The sequence below is a fragment of the Nonomuraea antri genome, from assembly GCF_013283785.1.
Taxonomy (GTDB): domain Bacteria; phylum Actinomycetota; class Actinomycetes; order Streptosporangiales; family Streptosporangiaceae; genus Nonomuraea; species Nonomuraea antri.
On record NZ_JABCPZ010000220.1, the window covers coordinates 1 to 17908 of the forward strand.

A 17908-nucleotide genomic window follows, 5' to 3' on the forward strand; every position below is an offset into this window, starting at 1 on the left:
GGTCAGGCGGACCGGCCGGGAACGCCGGGTGTTGCCGCGCTGGTCGCTCGCCTCGGCGTAGTAGAGGCCGGGGGCGCAGGGGAGCGCGACGGTGATCCGCTGGCCGGGCGTGGCGCGGGTGCCGCTGCCGCTGCGCACGACCACCGGGTCGGGACCGCGCTGGGCGCGCTTGATCCGCACCTGCAGCGGCGTGCCGGCCTCGCATCCGCGCAGCCCGGCGGTGGCCTGGATCTTGTTGGCGGCGGTGACGTACGGCTTGCCCACGATCAGGCGGCACTGCGCCTGCTGCACCGTCGCCGCGTTGGCCGGCGTGAGCGGGGCGCCGAGCGCCGCCAGGCTCACGAGGCCCGCGAGCACCCCAAGGGGTCTGCGCATGAGGGGGGTTCCTCCGGTCGAGTCGACGTTGGATGGCTCCACAGTCTGTCGACCCGTTACCTCTTTGTCACCAAATTTGGGACATTTAAGTGAGATTTAAGTAAACCGGAGTGACTATTGAGGCGTCCGCCGCGCCGGGTTCATCGCGCGTGCAGCAGGTCCAGGGCGACATCGACGATCATGTCCTCCTGCCCGCCGACCAGGCCGCGCCGGACGACGGATCTCGGCGCGGGCCGGAAGTGGAATCGCGATGATCAGGACGGGTACGGCGAGCAACCCGGGCGAGGGACGGTCATGCCGCGCACCAGGGCGGATCACGGAGGGAGCCCGCCCAGCCTCAGACGCCCATCGTCACGAGGTGGCGGGAGGGACGATTGCGTCGCCACGCGACGGTCAGGAAGGCGACCAGTCCGAGGACCGGCAGGGTGCAAAGGGCCCAGCTCAGCGCCAGTGGCGGGCCGGGTTGATCGAGGACCGTGACGTTGCCGAGCGTGCCTGTTCCCCGTCCCCGGGGGCCGTCGACGACGAAGGTGAAGCTCCATTTCCCGGCCGTGGACAGCGACTGGATGTCCAGGCCCCAGACGTCCCGTTTGCGCGGATGGCGAGACAGCGGGGCCGCCCCGCCCCCCTCTCTGCCGGGGCCGGTCACGCTGAGCGTGCCGGATTTGCCGGTCAGTCCGCCGTCGGGGGCGAAGGTGAAGTCCAGCGACTGCATGGCGCGCAGCGGCCACGTGGAGAAGCCCACGGTCAGGTGGTACGGGCCGGCCTGCACCTGCTCGGTGTGCACCACCTCGACCGGCGCGTACGCCTGCTCGGGCGCCACCGGCACGTGAGCCCGGGCGGACGGGGCCGAGACCGGGATCACGGCCGCCACGACGCACAGGGCGAGGAGCAGGCGACGGGCGCGGCGCGTGGCACGGGCCGGTCGCGGCAGCGGATACGTTCGGACGTTCATCCGGTCATCGGCCTTCCTGGTCGGCGGCGGTCGGAGTGTTGAGACGCAGCAGGACGGCGAAGCGGGCGGCGAGGTAACCGGCCAGGGCGCCGACCGCCAGCCCGAGCACCACGTCGGCCAGCACCGTGGTCACCGAGGTGGGGGCCCGGCCCATCGGCCCTCGCCCCGCCCCCGCGCGCAGCATCGACGTCTGCACGAGCATGGACAGGCTCACCGTCACGCCGCCGGCGGCGCCGACGAGCTGCGGCAGCCGGCGGGCCGACCAGTTCCGCGCCCGCCCCAGCCGGAGCAGCCCCTCGATCACCAGGGCCGCGGCGAGCATGAACATCGGTATGCCGGCCGGAAGCTGAGGCGCCATGTCCGTGAGGTTGTCGCGCAGCGGCAGCCCGACGTGGGCGGCGTAGGTTCTCGCCGCCCACGGCGAGAACCACCAGAGGAACAGCTGCATGGCGCCGAGGACGACCGCGATGGACAGGGCCACGTGCCGGTGCCGCAGCGTGATCGCTCCCATGAGCACGAAACAGACGGCGAAGAAGACGGTGCCCGCGAGCTTCGGGTCGAGGGGGAGTGGCATTCCCCGGAAGGCGGAGGTGGTGATCGGGGTGAAGGTGATCAGCACGGGGATGCTGACGATGAGCCCGACCCGTCCCCAGCGATGCGCGCGGGCGGCGGCGAACACGATGACGCTGCCGACCATGGTCAGGCTGATCGAGATGAACAGGGCGACGTGCGGCGGGGAGTCCAGGACGGCGTCGAAGCCGTACAGGGAGTGCCACCACAGGTCGAGCAGGCCGTAGAGCAGGAACGACGCGCCGCCGGTCCCGGCGACGAGGTATCCCAGGGGCGCGGTGAACGTGCCGCCGAGAACCCGGACCGGACTGCCGCCTACGGCGGGGTCGGCGGGGTGCCCGGCCCGCTGGGCGAAGGTGGCGCGCAGCACCATCACCAGGCCGGCGATGCCGGCGATGGCGCTGCCGGAGTACAGGATCAGGTGGGGCAGGGTGAAGAAGGTGTCCGGGCCGACGTCGAGATGCCACTGCACATCCCAGCTGAGGCCCGCCGTGGACATCAGCGTCCCGGCCAGTACGGCGTACGCGCCGACCGGCGCGGACACGGGAACAGGATCCATCGGGCATGCCTTTCTCGGAGGGGACGGGTGCGTCTAAGAGGAGACCGTGAGCGGGAAGACGAGCCGGTCACGACGGCCGCCGCCGTCCACGGCGACGAGGAACTCCCACCGGCCGGGCATCATCAGCGCAAGGCCGGCCACGTGGTAGCCGTCGCCGGAGACGCGTGCGGCGGGCAGGTCGGGCACCGCGTGGCCCGCGGTGGGCAGCACGGCGGAGACCGTGACGACCGGTGCCGGCCGGACGACCGCGTCACGCGGCACGACCCGGACGTCGACTGCGGTGACTCCGGTGACGGGCGCGGCGACCGTCAGGGTCACCACGTGGCGGGCGGTGCCGCCGGTGAGGGTCACCGCGCCCGGCGGGGCGGAGCCGGCGGCTGGCCGCGTGTCGCTCGACCACGGCGCCCACAGGGCGCGCACCGACAGCGCGGTGAGCAGGACCGCCGCCCCGAGCACCGCGGCCACCAGGAACCGCTGACCGGACGGGCTCACGGGATCTTCTCCGCGCCGGTGACGTGGAGCAGGTAGGGGACGGTCAGGATCGTGCTGTCCCGCTGAGCCTGGAGCCACACCCGGTAATGACCGGCGGCCGGGAAGGTGTAGACGAAGGCGACGTCGGGGCCGAAGGCGGCGACGCTCTCATCGGCGATGCTCTCGCCGTTGCCGGAGGTCAGCCCGCCCATCGCAGCCGGCTTCGCGGAATTCGCGGAAGAGGAGGGGGCCGACGATGCCGGCGACGAGTGCGTCCCCCGGTGCGGCGTCTCCGGCGTGCCGCCCGCCCGGTGAGCGCCGTCCGGCATCGCGCCCATGGCGTGGGCATGGGCCCACAGCTGGGCCCGCTGCGTCTCCGCCCCCACCGCCGCCGTCGGCGAGAGCGGACCGACGACGATCAGGTGGCCGACCATGCCGAGCCAGGGCTGCAGGGTCGGCGTGTCGCCGACGCGGGCGGTCAAAACCGCGGCCCGGCCCGCCACCAGCGACGGGGCGGACAGCCGCACCTCGACCCCGGCCACGGTCCGTGAACCGGTCCCGGCCGGCGCCGGAGCGTCGTCACGGGCGGGCCGCGCGCCGGAGCCGGGCACCGCGTCGATGCCGGTGGCGGAGCGCAGCTGCTGGACGCCGCCGCCCCGGCGGGCGAACTCGGCGGAGACCGCGTAATGGCCCGCCTCGGGCAGGGGCAGGGAGACCTCGAACACGCCGGGCCCGGTCCGCACGGGATGCAGGTGCCACAACCGCCCGGACGGGCCGACGGCCAGCAGGTGCATCAGCGCGCCGTCGTGGACGATGACGTCGTCCAGGGGCAGGCCGGTGGCGGCGTCCGACGGTTTCAGCCGCAGCTCGGCGACCTCACCCGCCCGGTCCGTGGCGGACTCCAGCACCAAAGTGGCGGGCGGACGCGAGTAGTCGCCGGTCAGCGGCCCGGCGGCGGCGTAGGGATCGTTGACGCCGTCGATCGTGGCGTCCACCTGGCCGCCCTGCGACGGCGGCAGCGGCAGCCCGGACGACAGCAGCGCCCCGGTGACCGCCACGGTCAGGCAGGCCACGAGCGCACCGCCGGGCACCAGTGTCCACCAGCCGCGCCGCGCCCGGACGGCGACCAGGACGGTGGCGAGGATGAGCGCCCCGGCGCCGGAGAAACCCAGGTAGGCCGCGCTCTCCGCGGGCGAGGTGATCTGCTTCGGCACGATGAACGGAATCGTCGCGATCCGCTGCCCGTCGTCGAGCGACAACTCCCATGGGCCGGCCTGGGTGACGTCCAGCACCGCGGAGTAGGTTCCCGGACGGCTCCCCAGCGTGATCACGGCGGTGTCGACGACCGTGCCGGACGCCGCGGCCGCGGACGCGGAGGCGGAGACCCCGGTGGGCACCACCGCCAGGCCGAGCGCGCCCGCGGGTGTGCCGGCGTGGGTGAACACGTCCACGTGCAACGGCCCGGGCACCCCGGTGACGCGTCGCAGGACGACGGTCAGCTCCCGCTCGCCGAGCGTCTGGGCCACCTGCACGTCGCCGCCGCCGGTGGAGTCCGCCCCGGCCCGCGGGCTGGTGACGAGCATCAGGGCCACGAACGTCAACGCGAACGTCAGTACGGGCGTCAGCGCGGCGGTCAGCGCGGCGCCGAGGCGGCGCCGGAGCGACCGGCCGGGCCGGGCGGGCTTCCCTGGCCGGAGGCGGGGAGCCGGGCCGGCGAACCTGTCGTGCTCCCTGGTCGGAGCGGCGGAGTCGTTCATCGTGCGGGCAGCCTAGGAAGCCCGCCCGCCGCTGTCGTCACGGCGCCAGGGGACGCGGGTCCCCCGGTCGGGGGACTCGGTCACGCCGCCGACCGGGCATCATGGAGGTCGTCGACGAGGGGGTGCCGGTGCCCGACAGGGAAGGACGTGCCGGGCCCGGTGCCGGGTCCGTCCACATCCGTGACGTCAACAGGCCGCTGACCCGTCAGGCGATCCTGATCGCCGCGGTCACCGTGCTGGTGGACGCCTTCACCTTCACCCACTCCACCGGTTCCCCCGCGTTCCCGGCGGGATGGCGGTGGGCCATGCTGGCGGCCGTCATCGTGGTGGACGCCGGCCTGGCCGGCGCGCCCCGGCTGTCGGGCGTGGTGGCCGCCGCCCAGGCGGCGGTCCGGGTGGTGGGCACGTTGTCATGTCCCGAGGCCGTGCCGCCGCCCGCGCTGAACAGCGCGGGCATGCTCATCTCCGCCTACCGGGCGGGCGCCTGGCTGGACCGGTGGCCGGCCGTGGCGTCCCTGCTCTTCCTGGTCGCGGGGACCCTCGCGAGCCCGATACTCGGCCAGGCGAGATTCCCGTCGGGGCTCCTCCTGCTCGCACCCATGGCCGGTGCGCTCCTGCCCTGGCTCGTCGGCCGGTACACCACCGCCCGGCGCGCCTACATCGCCGAGCTGGAACAGCGCGCCGAGCGGGAACAGGAGCAGGCGCGGCAGTCCCTGGCCGCGGCCATCGCGCAGGAGCGCGCTGGCATCGCCCGCGACCTGCACGACGTGATCTCCCACCACGTCAGCGCCATCGGTGTGCACGCCGGGGTGGCCAGGTTGCGTGCCGCGGCGGCGCCGGGCGCCGGCGACCTGGCGGAGTCGCTGACCGCCGTGGAGACGTCCAGCCGGGCGGCGATGCTCGACCTGCGGCGGCTGCTGGACGTCCTGCACGGCGACCCGCCGGGGGAGGACAGCCAGCCCGGGCTGGACAACCTGCCCGAACTCCTCGACTCCCTGCGGGCCGTCGGCCTGCGGGCGCGGGTGACCGTCCACGGGGTCCCGGCACCGCTGCCGGGCTCGCTGGACATCGCGGTGTACCGGGTGGTGCAGGAGATGCTCACCAACGCCCTGCGGCACGGCGCCGGCGGTGTCGCGGAGGTCGAGCTGCGCCACGATCCCCGCAGTCTGACCGTGACGACGTCCAACCTGCTCGGCGGGCAGGCGCCCGCCTGGCCCGACTCGCCGCACCGGGGGCTGCAGGGGATCCGCCGCCGTGCCGCCGTGTTCTCCGGTTCCACCAGCTACGGACCCGCACCCGACGGCAGGACCTGGACCACCACCGCGACGTTCCCCGTGAGCCCGTCATGACCTTGCGCGTCCTGATCGCCGACGACCATGCCATGTTCCGCTCCGGGCTGCGTGCCGTCCTGGGCACCGAGCCCGACCTCGCCTGTGTGGGCGAGGCGTCGGACGGCCGGGCCGCGGTGAGCGAGGTGCTCCGGCTCCGTCCCGACGTCGCGATCATCGACGTCCGCATGCCCAGGCTCGACGGCCTGCGTGCCACGGAGGAGATCCTCGCGAGCCCGGCCAACGTCACCAAGGTCATCCTGCTGACCACCTACGACCACGACACCTACGTCCACCGCGCCCTCCGGGCGGGAGCCAGCGGATTCCTGCTGAAGAGCCTCCCGCCGGAGGAACTGGTCGCGGCCGTCCGGGTGGCCGCCCGCGGCGACGCCCTCATAGACCCCTCGGTGACGCGCCGCCTCAGCGCCCGGCTGGCCGACGGCATCGCCCCTCCGCCGCCCCCGGCCGACCTGGACCTGCTCACCGCGCGGGAACGCGAGGTCCTGCTGCTGCTCGCCGGGGCGTACAGCAACGCCGAGATCGCCGCCCGTCTCGGGATCGGCGATGAGACCGTCAAGACGCACGTGTCGCGCATCTTGACCAAGCTGAATCTGCGGGACCGGGTGCACGCGGTCGCCTACGCCCACCTCAACGGCCTCGTCGGCCGGGGCCCCTGACCTCCATCACGGCCGACCGGCCAGACCTGATCAGCCGATCGGCGGTGCCAAACGTTCTACGGGCCTGCGTCACCGATGGCCGAGGACTTTCTCCACTTCGTCGGCCGCCGTGGGCGCCCCGCCCGCGGCCGCGATCTCGTTCCGCATCCATGTCAGCCGCTCGCGGACACGCTCGTCCCCGGCCACAGCCTCCACCGCCTGCCATAATCCAGCTGCGGTGACCTCGTCGGGCGCCAGCACGGTGCCAAGGCCCAGCTCGGCGATGCGGTCGGCGTTGGCCCGCTGCTCGGCCATCTGCGGCACCGCCACCAGCGGCACCCCGAAGGACAGGCCCTCCATCGTGCTGCCCATCCCGGCATGGGTGACGAACGCCCGCGCGTGCCGCAGCACCGCCAGCTGCGGCACCTGCCGGTGCACCTCCACGTTGGGCGGAATCGGGCCCAGCGTCCCCGGGTCCACCTCGCCCATGGCCAGCACGACGTGCCACCGCCGGTCCGCCACTGCGCGCAGCACCGTGCGGTAGAAGCCGGGCCGGTCGTTGTAGGCGGTGCCGAGCGAGACCAGCGCGACGGGCAGCTCGCCTGGCGGCTCCCATGCGCCCTGATAGGAGCGCTCCGTGAGGCCCGGGCCGACGAACGCGTACCGGTCCGTGAAGGTCTCGCCGGCGTACTGGAAGGCGCGGGGCAGCGTGACGAGCCTGACTGCGGCCGTGTCGCCCCGCGTGAACGCCTGCACGTCGCGGAACCCCTCCGTCCGCAGCCATCGGCCGAGCCGGACGACCATGAGCAGGAAACGGGGGCTCCAGGGGTTCAAGGTGGCGTACTCGGTGCTCATCGACCAATGCGCGTTGCTGACCAGGTTCGGCCAGACCTCCACGGACGGGACCCGCCAGCGCCCCGCCAGGATCCGGCCCCACCAGCACAGCGGCCCGTCGTGGACCACCAGGTCGGGGCGCTCGCCCCGGTCGAGCTGCGAGAGCATCGCCTTGGTCTCCTTCAGCAGCAGGCCCATGGCCCCGATGAGCTCCTTGCCGTGCATCTGCGGCGGCTTGATGTCGAGCCCGTCCCAGGTGGAGGTGATCGGCACGACCTCCGCGCCGGTCTCGGCGACGGGCTCGGCGAACATCGCCGTGGTGGCGTACGTGACGCGGTGGCCGCGCCGTACGAGCTCGGCGGCGAGGCCGAGCGTGGGGTTGACGTGCCCGGATCCGTGTGGGGCGAAGAACGCGACGGTTGCCATACCTGTGTATTATAATACGGGGGTATGATATAGGGGTTGGCATGCCGAAAAAGGTCGACCATGAGGAGCGCCGCCGGCACATCGCCGAGGCCGTGCTGCGCATCGCGGGCCGCGACGGGCTCACTCGCGCCACGCTGCGCGACGTGGCCATCGAGGCCGGGGTCTCGCTCGGCTCCGTGCAGCACTACTTCGGCAGCAAGGGCGAGATGCTCCGCTACGTGGTCGGCTACCTGGGCGAGCAGGTCACCGCGCGGATCATGGCCCGCATCGGCGAACTCGACGGGCAGATCTCCGTGCCGGCCTTCCTCGGGGTCATGGCCTCGGAGATGTTGCCGCTGGACGACCGCCGCCGGGCCGAGCGGCGGGCCGGGCAGGCCTTCGGCACCAAGGTCACGGATGTTCCCGAGCTGGCGGACCCGCTGCGCGCAGGCCACCGATGGCTGCACGACCGGGTGGCCGAGCTGATCGACCAGGGGCAGCGGGACGGTGAGCTGCGGCCCGGCCTGGACTCCGGGCGGGAGTCGATCGCACTGCTCGCCATGATCGAAGGGCTCGCCTCCGACATCCTCTTCGGCGTACGCGACCCGGACGAGGCCCTGGCCACCGTCCGCTACCACCTGGACCGCCTGGCGACACCGTAGTTCCTCGCCGGTGTGTACACGCACGCACGCGCCCTGTACGCCTACCTCACCGGCACCTCCCCGTCGTGACGTACGCGGTCAGGGGGGTTGAGCGTCGCGGAGTTGATCCCGGCCTCCCGGCCGACGCGCCGTTGGATCCTGTACGGGCTTGTACGGATGATGCCGCCAGGGCTTCATCGGCCCCCGGGTTCTCGTCAGCGTGGTTCCGGCAACCACCCGTCGCGGAGCGCAGGGCTTCGCGCCACCAGAGAGGGGAACCCGTTGCCCAGACTCGTCAAGATCGTGTCCGCCGCGGCGGCGCTGTCCGGAGTTCTCGCCCTGACGGTCACGGCGGCCCAGGCCGTGTCCAGCTCCCAGTCGGGCACGCACACCAGCGTGCAGCACTTCGCCGGCGAGAGCAGCCCCTGGACCGCCCAGACCATCGGCGCCTGGGGGAACATCCCGACGGCGGCCGTCAACATCACCGTGCCCGCGGGGACGACCCGGTTCGTCGACGCCCGCTTCACCGCCGAGTCGCTCTGCGTCGGCGCGGCCGGCGCCTGGTGTTCGGTGCGCATCGTCGCGGTCAACTCCGCCGGGACGACCATCGAGCTGCAACCGGTCGCGAGCACCGACTACAAGTTCGACACCCCCGACGGCGCCGAGGAGGCGCGCGCACTCGAACGGTTCTCCCCCTCCCTGGCCCCCGGCAGCTACACGGTGCGGGTGCAGGCCCTGCGCATCTCGGGCATCAGCCAGTTCGTTCTGGACGACTACGCGTTCGCCGTCGGCGTCGTCGAGCCCTGAGCCGGGCGGGGAAGCCCCGGGACGTGACCCCGGTGCGCCCCGGTCACGGGCACGGGGGACGGTAGGGCAGCCCGGGCAGGCGGCGGGCCCACTCCGCCGCGCTGATCACTGGATAGGCGAGCGCGCAGGCCCGCCCGGCGGCACGGCCGATGTCGGTCTCCCAGAGCCGGACGGCCGCGTCCACGCCGCCGGTGACCAGCGTGCGGCCGTCCGGGCTGAACGCGGCGGCGTACACCTGGCCGGTGTGGCCGCGCAGCGTGACGGCGGCGTCCGGCCGGCCGGCCCGCGTGAGGTCCCACAGGTGCACGGTGCCGTCGAAGCCGGCCGAGGCCAGCCGGCGGCCCTCCGGGTGGAAGGCCACGGCCGCGACGGCGCTGGTGTGGCCGGTCAGCGGCACGGGCGGCCGGGCAGGCCGGGCGGCGAGGTCGTGCAGCAGGACCACGCCGTCCGCGCCCGCCGAGGCCAGCCGGCGGCCGTCCGGGCCGAACGCCACGTCGTTGACGGCGTTGCGGTGGCCGGTCAGCGTGGCAGTGACGGCCGGGTGGCGGGGGTCGGTGACGTCCCACAGCCGGACGGTGCGGTCAGCGCCGCCGGTGGCCAGGGTGCGGCCGTCGGAGGAGAAGGCCACCGCGAGGACCGTGTCGCCGTGCCCGGTGACCGTCGCCAGCGGCCTCGGGTGGCGCGGGTCGGCGACGTCCCAGGTGCGCAGCGTACGGTCGGCGCCCACGGTGACCAGGATCCGTCCGGACGGGTCGAAGGCGGCCGAGTACACGTTGTCGGTGTGGGCCTCGATGGTGGCCAGCGGGCCGTCCTTCCCGCCCGCGCGGGCCCGCCACAGCCGGACGGTGAAGTCGAGGCCGGCGGTGGCGAGCACCTCGCCGTCCGGCCGCCACACCGCCCCCACGATGCCGTCGGTGTGTCCGGTCAGGACGGTCCCCGGCGCGGGCGGGCGTCCCGGGACGAGGCTCCACAGCCGCGCCGTCCGGTCCGCGCCCGTGACCAGGGTGCGGCCGTCGGGGCTGACGGCGACCGTGTAGACGGTGCCGTCCTGCCCGCCGATCAGCGGCGCCCGCAGGTCCCACAGCCGGACGCTTCCGTCCTTGGAGGTGGTGGCGAGCGTCTCGCCGCCGGGCCGGAACTCCGCGGCGAGGACCGTCTCGGCATGCCCGGTCAGGGTCAGCGGGACGCTCGCCGGCCGCTGGAGGTCCCACAGCCGGACGGTCATGTCGTAGCCGCCGCTGGCGAGTCGCCGGCCGTCCGGGCCGAACGCCAGCGCCGCGACGCCGTTGGTGTGCCCGGTGCGGGTGCCGATCGGCTCCGGCTTCCGGGGGCGGCCGACGTCCCACAGCCGTACCGTGTTGTCGAAGCCGGCGGTGGCGAGGGTGCGTCCGTCCGGGCTGAACCGGGCGGCCAGGATCGTGGCGGTGTGGCCCTCGAGGTCGGCCAGGCGGCGGGGGCGACGCGGATCGGCGACGTCCCACAGGCGCGCGGCCCCGCCGGGCCCGGCGCTGACCAGGACGTCCGCGGTGGGGGCCAAGGACGCCGTGGTCATCGAGCCGGGCTCGACGGGCAGCTCGGCGGCCAGGCGCGCGCGTAAGGGGTCGGACACGTCCCACAATCGCGGGACGCCGTCATGGCCCGCCGACGCCAGGGTGCGGCCGTCCGGGCTGAACGACACGTACCGGATGCCCTGGGTGTGGCCGGGCAGCACGGCCAGCGTGCGCGGCGCGCGCGGGTCGCTCACCTCCCACAGCCGGACCGTGCGATCGTCACCTGCCGTGGCCAGGACGCGCCCGCCCGGCGCGAACGCCACCGCCAGCGCCGGCCCGACGTGGCCGCGCAGGACCGCCAGCCCCTGCGGGCGCTGCGGGCGGCGCACGTCCCACAGGCGCGTGGTGCCATCGGTGCTCGCCGTGGCCAGCAGGCCCCCGCCGGGCTGGAACGCCGCCCCGTAGACGGCGTTCTCGTGGCCGGTCAGCAGGGTCGCCGGCATCCCGGCCACCGCGCTGAGCAGGCCGCCCTCGGCGTCGGCGGTGGGGGAGAGCCGGTAGGCGGCCAGGGCGAGCTGCGCGGCCAGGCCCGGATCGCCGGTGTGCAGCGCGCCCGCGTCCGCCGCCGCCTTCCGCGAGAGCGCCTGGTCGCGCTGGGAGGTGGCGGTGCGCTCGGCGTCGGTGGCGGCTCGCTGGGCGCGTACCGCCATCCCGGACGCGACCAGGGCCAGCACCAGCAGGGTTGCCAGCGTGGCGACGGCCTGGTGCAACCGGCGGGTCCGCCGCCGGGACTGGCGGACGCTCGCCTCCAGGAAGTCCCGCGCGTCCGCCGGTAGCCGCCCGCCGTAGCCGTCGGCCCACTCCCGCGCCGCGACGAGGCGCCCGCCGCGATACAGCGCGTCGGGATCGCGGTGCAGGCGCGCCCAGGCCGCGGCGTCGGCGGTGAGCCGGCGCGCGACGACCAGCCCGGCGCGGTCGGCATCCACCCAGGACCGCAGCAGCGGCCAGGCGCGCAGCAGGGCCTCGTGGCTGATCTCGACGGTGTCCGCGCCCGCGGTGATGAGCCGCCGCGCGACGAACCGGTCGAGGACCTCCTCCATCTCGGCCGCCTCCTCGCCGTCGCAGCCGTCGAGCAGCTCGGCCACGGTGGCCCTGCGCCGGGTGTCGGCGGCGTCGGGCGCGACGTGCACCAGATGCAGGAAGAGGCGGCGGGCCAGCTCGCGGCGCCGGGCGCCGAGCCCGTCGTGGACGGCGTCCGCGCTGGCTGCCACCGCGCCCTCGATGCCACCCACCGCGTGGTAGGCGGCCACGGTCATGCTCCGGCCTTGCCCCTGGCGCCAGGTGGTGTACAGGGCGTGCGACAGCAGCGGGAGCACGCCGGCCTCGTGCGCGCCGTCGTCCGTGGCGACGCCCCCGGACGGGGCGACCTGCCGCAGCAGCAGCTCGACCAGGGCGTCCTCGATCTCGAGGCCGGCACGCCTGGCCGGCTCCACGATGGCCTCGCGCAGTTCGGCCTCTTCCATCGGGCCGACGGCGAGCTGGCCGTCCTGCGCGAGCGCGACCAGCTCCGGATGCCGCAGCGCCGCCGCGTAGAAGTCGGCGCGCAGCCCCAGCAGCACGAGCGCGCCACCGGGCGGCGTGGCCGCGGCGCCCACGGCGGCGATGAAGGCGCGCCGCTCCGCCTCGTCCGCGCACTCGGTGAACACCTCCTCGAACTGGTCCACCACCACCAGCACCGGCGGCCGGTCCCCGGCTCCGGCGCGGGCGGCGTACCGGGCGGCGGCCCCAGGGTCCTCGCGGAGGGTTGCGGCGATCTCAGCCGCCGGCCCGCCGGTCAGGGCCGCCAGCCGGTCGGCCAGCTCGGCCACCGGCCGCGCGCCGGGAACGGTCACGACCACCGGCCAGTGGGCCGACCCGGGCAGGGCGCCGTCGCGGAGGGCCGCGACCACGCCGGCCCGCAGCAGGGAGGACTTGCCCGACCCGGAGGCTCCCACCACCAGCCGCACCCCTCCGCCCGCCGCCCGCATCCCGGCCACCTGCTCCAGCAGCCGGCCGGTCAGCGCGCGCCGCCCGAAGAACCAGCCCGAGTCCTCCGGCTGGAAGGCGGCCAGCCCCCGGTACGGCTCGGGACCGGCGACGCGGCGGCCGGGCGCCCGCCGCACCCGTCGCCAGGCGGCCAGCCACGCGCCGGCCTCCGCCGGATCGGCCACGCCGCACACCTCCAGCACCCGCACCAGCAGGTCGCGCGAGGACGTGGACGGCAGCCCGCGGCCCGCGAACCAGTCGCCGAGGGTGCTGTGCGAGCCGTACGCGCCGGCCTTGGCCGCCACCTGCCGTACGGTCAGGCCGGCCTGCTCGCGCAGGGAGGAGAGCTCGCGCGCGAACTCCTGGCGGGTGGCGATCCCGTCCGGATCGGGGCGCTCCGCCTGGGAAGGGCCGGGATCAGGACGGCCCGGATCAGGACGGCCCGGATCAGGACGGCCCGGATCAGGACGGCCCGGATCGGCGTCGGCGGGCTTGGACACACGGCCTCCTCCACGGTCGTGCGGCTAAGCGCCGTCGACCGGCGCCACCTGTATGTCGCCGCCCGATCACATTGGTTACAGCCGTCTTGCGATCGTTTCCACGCCAGTCTCGCTCGCAGGAGCTGCACACCGCCGCGCGGCACCCGCCGCTCATGCCGTTGGTCGAAAGGGCGGCGTTAGGAACCTTCGGGCAGGACCAGTAGCTTTCTCCGCCTCGCCTGGGCTTGCCAACTACCGCGACAAAGGATCAGATGATGAAGGTCCATGCCTTCGAGTAGCTGGTCTTACCAGCCGTTCCACGGAGGTGGTCGAGACGGTTGGTCATGGTGCAGCTCGTGAAGCCGGTCGATACAGGCAGAACGGGGCTTGGCTGCTCATCGCGGTGCTGGTCCACTGGATCTTCCAGATCTTGCAAGGCGGTCCGCTCTCGGACCCTGTCCCCATCGTCTCGATCGGGTTCATGGTGGCCTCGGGCGTGGCGTGGATCGTTTCGATCGGCCTCTTGATCAGAAGCCTGCCGCCCGGCTGGGAGCCGACGGACATCCGGCGGTTGGCTTACCTCGCCCAAGTCTGGGCGCTCTGGTCGATCGTCGCGTGCGTGACGTATCGCCTGTTTGGTCTCGCACTTCGGATCGTCTCGATCTACGAAACACCCGCTGAGACTGAGGCGATCGCGCCCTGCGTGGCCGGGTCCCACTTGGTGGTGCCGAAGATGCGTTTGGCCATCTGGGTACCGCAGGCCCTTGCGGTGGCGCAGGGCGCGCAGGTGCTCGGCGTGGCCTCCGGGGCCGCCGCGAATCCATCGATAACCACTGGTAGGCGGCGCATGGAGTCGTCGCAGTGATCACTTTCATCGTCTTCGCGATCGCCGCGCTCTGCGGACTGATCGCCGTGCTGAGCCTGGCGCTGTTCGGCTGGGCCGTCCTCAAGCTCGGCATCTTCCTGCACCGGCATCCCGACGGAGCCCGCGCCGGCCTGCGCGAGCTGGCGACGGGAGCGCAGCGGGTCTGGCCCGCCGCCAAGACGTCCTCGCCGATCGCCGGTCGCCGGGTGTTGCGCAGCCGGACAGGCCGGTGGGCTGTGCGAGTCGGGAGAGCATCGGCTGCCTACGCCACCGCGACCTCGCGCGTGCGCCGAACCGCTCCAGGATCGGCACGCCGCGGCACCGGCGGGCTGGGCCCACGCCGGCCCCGCCTGGTACGGCGGGAGCGGCGCATTCGCCGGTGAGGATGCGGAAGCTCTACGGACAGGCAGAGGGGAGCCGGTGACACTATGAACGAGGCGAATGCGTGCTTGCGGCTCTGCCGGCTCGTTCGAACGTAATCGGCTTCGCCGGCCGGGCTCGAACCGGCGTCCACCCGGAATGCTGAGCCGGGCGCTCTACCGCTGAGCTACGGCGAAGCCTTTGATCATTATGGTCAGCCGCCGCCTTGGCCGCCACCGGGTTCAGGATGAGCCGGCATCTCCCCGGTCACCACACCTGATTCGAACGCGCGGCGGATCTCCGCGGCACGCCCAGGCTTGACGCGCTTGCCGCTGAACGCCCCCGCGCTGCGCAGCAACGACGCCCACACGGGGTCGGCGATCTCGACCCCGTGCACGAGCTCGGGCGTCAGCTCGAAGAGTGGCACGCTGCGCTTCGGCCGCGGTGCGGTCCAGCCGCGCTGGCTCGCGACGATCCCGGCGCGCCCGCAAGCCTTCTCCACCTGTTGCCGGGTGCAGGAGGCCCTTCCGTTGAGCACCTCCCATGGCAAAGGCAGCTGCGCCCATACGCGAGTGTCAGGGTCCAGGTCCGAGCCGGTGCTGCGACGCCAGCGCACCAGGTCGTAGGCCATCAGCCGCATCACCTTGCCGGGGCAGGACACGTCCAGCAGGTGAAGCGCACCGGTCGCCAGCAGGCATTCCAGCCACGACAGCCGAGCGGTGTTGTACGCCTGAGCGAGAAGGTTCCAGGTGGTGGAGTCGTCCCCGCGATACACGATCATGTCCTCGCGGTCGAAGTCGCTGCGCTCCCACACCTCCTCCAGGTGGTCCGCGCATTCGCGCATGGCCGTGGACCACATGCCGAGCAACCGGCCTCGCTCGGTGCCGGTCAGCCGCGCCAGCACCTGCGCGTTCGTGTACACCCACGAGATCATCGGCCAGTCCGAGCCGTCCCCGCACCGCCGCAGCAACATCTGAGCGATCTCGTCGAACGCGTGCCCCCTGCCCGACAGCGAGAACTGGCGGCGCACGTTCCTGCGGGCCGCGTAATAGGCGACGAAGTACGCCGCCGCCGGATCGCTCCGAAAGCGCTCCAGCGTGATCCAGGACGCGAACCCGGACCGCCCGATCAGCGTCAGACGCCTCTTGTCCTGTTCCCGGCGCAGCGTCCCCGCCTTGGCCTCCAGCCGGCGCAGCGCACGAAATCGCCGGTTGTACTGGCGTTTCGACACTTCGATGCCGGCTGCCGCGCGTTCCTCCCGATCCAGCCGATCGTCAAGGAAATCGCTGCGGCCCGGGGCCCAGCCGACCTCGTCACCCACCCGCGTGGCGAACGCCATGAGCGCGTCCGGCAGGTCGCCGTCCACCACGTCCGCCTCATCGAGCACCTCGAACAACCGCGCCGTGGCCGCCACTTGCCGCGCTCCGCCGACGGGCCGGGCGAAGTCCTCGCTCATCGAGGTCGCGTACCCGCGCCGCGCGCCGGAGCGGGCCGCTGCCCGATCCAGCAGCGCGCGCTCCTGACTTGTCAGGCTGTGCCCTTCCGATCCCAGGGCCAGATCGGCTCGCAAGATGAGTTCGGCGATGTCCTCAGGGCGCCGCCGTTGATCCAGCGATGCGTGCAACTCCGCCAGCGCGCCCGCCTCGTGATCAGATTTGGTCACATTTCCCATTATGAGGCGGCGGTCGTTGCCGAGGGGCGGATCAAACGATCTCGACTCACCTCGCCAACCTGCGCAAATAGGGCTGAAGCGGGCGAGGAATCACGGGGCTGTGCGGGACGTCCCCTCCAGACAGGGATGCCGACGGACGGCTTCTGTCCGGACATCGTCCGGAACCTGTACGGAAACTCGCAGCCCGAACGCCAGGTCCGGGGACCGTTCAGCGAGGCCATGACCGAGCCTTCGCCTTCGATCTTGGCCCTCGTTTGGGAACGAGTTTCGGCCCCACCCGGCTGGGGGATCGGCCCAAGCGGAAACCATTTCCGTTGGCCGGGGCCGTTGCGCGAGCATGCCGGGGTGATGTTGCTGCGGTGCTGCGGAGGTTCCTGATGAATGCGAGCCCCGAACCCAGGCTGATCTTGCTGTGCGGGCTGCCTGGCTCTGGGAAGACGACGCTGGCCAAGCGCCTGGCGCGAGAGATTCCAGCAGTGCGTCTGTGCCCGGACGAATGGATGGCGGATCTGGGCATCGACCTGTTCGATGAACAAACGCGAGACCGGCTTGAGCGACGGTTCTCGATGCATGCCCAGGACCTGTTGAGGCTTGGCCAGAGTGTGATCTTGGAGTTCGGCTTCTGGGCGCGGTCTGAGCGCGATGAGAAGCGTTTGAGAGCGCGCGCACTCGGCGTTCCCGTCGAACTGCACTACCTTGCCGCGCCGATCGATGAGCTGTGTCGCCGCCTCGAGGCCCGCAATGGGGCGGGTGAGCCGGGGACGGTCCCGGTCAGCCGCGAGTTGCTTGAGGAGTATGTGAAGTTCTTCCAGGCCCCCGACGATGATGAGCTTGGTCTTTTCGACGAACCGCCTGCGGGCCGACGTGGATGACCGGGTGTCGGCCGGGCACCGGTATCGGCGCTGCCCGGCGCAGGGTGCCGCGGGCCGGCGCGGGCGAGCTCGCAGCATGGGGAAAGACGCCTTGCCATGATCGGCTGAAATGCTGCGGCGCAGGTCACCGCCGGTTTGGCACGCCTATTCGTAGATCGTTGCAGCGCCCAAGGCGTGAGCCGGAAACGACCATGTGGCATCGACTGGCTCGGGTTGACCCATGTTCCTGTAGAAGCCGGGAGAGGAATCCATCCAGGCCGCGAGGGCTTCCAGATAGCGATCAAGCGTGGGGTTCTCCCAGTCTGCGCCATTGATCAACTCCTGGTGGAGGGACTTCACGTAGCGCACGAGGTCTTCTCGGGACTGCACCGTGTCCGCTTCCTGTGGAGATGCCATGCTCGGATGATCCCAGACACCCGCACGTCCTCCCGCCCGATCTTCCCGTCTGCCTTACGGGTGGGACGAGGCAGGCGGGAAGATGGGCCGGTCCGCGAGGTGGTGTCCGCGAAGGCCCGAGGCTGTCTTCGACCATGCCGCGCCACAGGCAGCCGTGATGGCTCGCTGCAGCAGGGCGTCGGCGGCGGGGCCCGGCCCAGGAAGCCGTCGATGCGGCACACCCGTCCGGGGATCTGCCACATGGCAAGACGCCCCGCCCTCTCACCCGGGTTCCGCAGTTCGTAGTCACACATGGCGAGTGGACAGCGAGAATCTGCAGGTAGATGGCCTGTAGTGAGCTTCGAGGTGCCGCGAAGGGCCGCGAGTGTAGTAACACGACTTCGAAGATTTC

At 72.8% G+C, this 17908-nt stretch carries 16 protein-coding genes, 1 tRNA gene and 1 pseudogene; 7 read left to right on the plus strand and 11 right to left on the minus strand.

What is annotated here, in order from left to right; genetic code table 11:
• The 6 genes and pseudogenes from HII36_RS43915 to HII36_RS43940 form a co-directional block, all read right to left on the minus strand.
• The coding region (locus tag HII36_RS43915; RefSeq protein ID WP_173529291.1) for a hypothetical protein at positions 1 to 375 on the minus strand (375 nt) is incomplete at its 3' end.
• A 140-nt stretch (positions 376 to 515) separates the two neighbouring features.
• Positions 516 to 590 (minus strand): annotated as a pseudogene (locus tag HII36_RS59375) (hypothetical protein); the annotation flags it as partial.
• A gap of 122 nt (positions 591 to 712) precedes the next feature.
• Positions 713 to 1330: a hypothetical protein gene (locus HII36_RS43925; protein ID WP_173529292.1), complete on the minus strand. Its 618-nt coding sequence runs from the start codon at positions 1328 to 1330 to the stop codon at positions 713 to 715.
• Positions 1331 to 1334: 4 nt separating this feature from the next.
• On the minus strand, positions 1335 to 2459 hold the full coding sequence (locus HII36_RS43930; protein ID WP_173529293.1) for a hypothetical protein: 1125 nt from the start codon (positions 2457 to 2459) through the stop codon (positions 1335 to 1337).
• A 33-nt stretch (positions 2460 to 2492) separates the two neighbouring features.
• Positions 2493 to 2951, minus strand: coding sequence for a hypothetical protein (locus HII36_RS43935; RefSeq protein WP_173529294.1), 459 nt, complete (start codon positions 2949 to 2951; stop codon positions 2493 to 2495).
• Positions 2948 to 4687 (minus strand): hypothetical protein, encoded by a 1740-nt coding sequence (locus HII36_RS43940; protein ID WP_173529295.1) that lies wholly within the window; start codon positions 4685 to 4687, stop codon positions 2948 to 2950. The genes HII36_RS43935 and HII36_RS43940 overlap by 4 nt, the downstream gene beginning before the upstream one ends.
• 101 nt (positions 4688 to 4788) lie before the next feature.
• On the opposite strand from HII36_RS43940, the gene HII36_RS43945 reads away from it, so the two are divergent.
• On the plus strand, positions 4789 to 6036 hold the full coding sequence (locus HII36_RS43945) for a sensor histidine kinase (protein WP_217370710.1): 1248 nt from the start codon (positions 4789 to 4791) through the stop codon (positions 6034 to 6036).
• Positions 6033 to 6692: a response regulator gene (locus HII36_RS43950; RefSeq protein ID WP_173529296.1), complete on the plus strand. Its 660-nt coding sequence runs from the start codon at positions 6033 to 6035 to the stop codon at positions 6690 to 6692. The genes HII36_RS43945 and HII36_RS43950 overlap by 4 nt, the downstream gene beginning before the upstream one ends.
• Positions 6693 to 6761: 69 nt before the next feature.
• Here the strand turns inward: HII36_RS43950 and HII36_RS43955 are convergent, their stop codons facing one another.
• A complete protein-coding gene (locus HII36_RS43955) occupies positions 6762 to 7931 on the minus strand; it encodes a macrolide family glycosyltransferase (RefSeq protein ID WP_173529297.1) in 1170 nt (389 codons plus the stop codon).
• Between the two features lie 41 nt (positions 7932 to 7972).
• Here HII36_RS43955 and HII36_RS43960 point away from each other — a divergent pair, with 41 nt between their 5' ends.
• Positions 7973 to 8572 (plus strand): TetR/AcrR family transcriptional regulator, encoded by a 600-nt coding sequence (locus HII36_RS43960; RefSeq protein ID WP_173529298.1) that lies wholly within the window; start codon positions 7973 to 7975, stop codon positions 8570 to 8572.
• A 261-nt stretch (positions 8573 to 8833) separates the two neighbouring features.
• Positions 8834 to 9358 carry a hypothetical protein gene (locus HII36_RS43965; RefSeq protein WP_173529299.1) on the plus strand — a complete coding sequence of 175 codons (525 nt, stop codon included), beginning with the start codon at positions 8834 to 8836 and terminating at the stop codon, positions 9356 to 9358.
• A 43-nt stretch (positions 9359 to 9401) separates the two neighbouring features.
• On the opposite strand, the gene HII36_RS58960 is transcribed toward HII36_RS43965, so the two are convergent.
• A complete protein-coding gene (locus tag HII36_RS58960) occupies positions 9402 to 13373 on the minus strand; it encodes an nSTAND1 domain-containing NTPase (protein WP_173529300.1) in 3972 nt (1323 codons plus the stop codon).
• 304 nt (positions 13374 to 13677) lie between these two features.
• Here HII36_RS58960 and HII36_RS43975 point away from each other — a divergent pair, with 304 nt between their 5' ends.
• Both HII36_RS43975 and HII36_RS43980 read left to right on the plus strand, forming a co-directional pair.
• A complete protein-coding gene (locus HII36_RS43975; RefSeq protein ID WP_173529301.1) occupies positions 13678 to 14217 on the plus strand; it encodes a hypothetical protein in 540 nt (179 codons plus the stop codon).
• The gene (locus tag HII36_RS43980) at positions 14214 to 14600 is read left to right on the plus strand and encodes a hypothetical protein (RefSeq protein ID WP_173529302.1); all 387 of its coding nucleotides are present in this window, start codon (positions 14214 to 14216) and stop codon (positions 14598 to 14600) included. Before HII36_RS43975 ends, HII36_RS43980 begins: the two co-directional genes overlap by 4 nt.
• A gap of 100 nt (positions 14601 to 14700) precedes the next feature.
• Here the strand turns inward: HII36_RS43980 and HII36_RS43985 are convergent.
• Positions 14701 to 14774: transfer RNA gene (locus HII36_RS43985), tRNA-Leu, on the minus strand.
• Between the two features lie 17 nt (positions 14775 to 14791).
• The gene (locus HII36_RS43990) at positions 14792 to 16249 is read right to left on the minus strand and encodes a hypothetical protein (RefSeq protein WP_173529303.1); all 1458 of its coding nucleotides are present in this window, start codon (positions 16247 to 16249) and stop codon (positions 14792 to 14794) included.
• A 359-nt stretch (positions 16250 to 16608) separates the two neighbouring features.
• On the opposite strand from HII36_RS43990, the gene HII36_RS43995 reads away from it, so the two are divergent.
• On the plus strand, positions 16609 to 17121 hold the full coding sequence (locus HII36_RS43995) for an AAA family ATPase (RefSeq protein WP_217370711.1): 513 nt from the start codon (positions 16609 to 16611) through the stop codon (positions 17119 to 17121).
• A 144-nt stretch (positions 17122 to 17265) separates the two neighbouring features.
• On the opposite strand, the gene HII36_RS44000 is transcribed toward HII36_RS43995, so the two are convergent.
• Positions 17266 to 17517, minus strand: a complete 252-nt coding sequence (locus HII36_RS44000; protein ID WP_173529304.1) for a DUF7660 family protein — start codon at positions 17515 to 17517, stop codon at positions 17266 to 17268.
• Between the last annotated feature and the right edge of the window lie 391 nt (positions 17518 to 17908).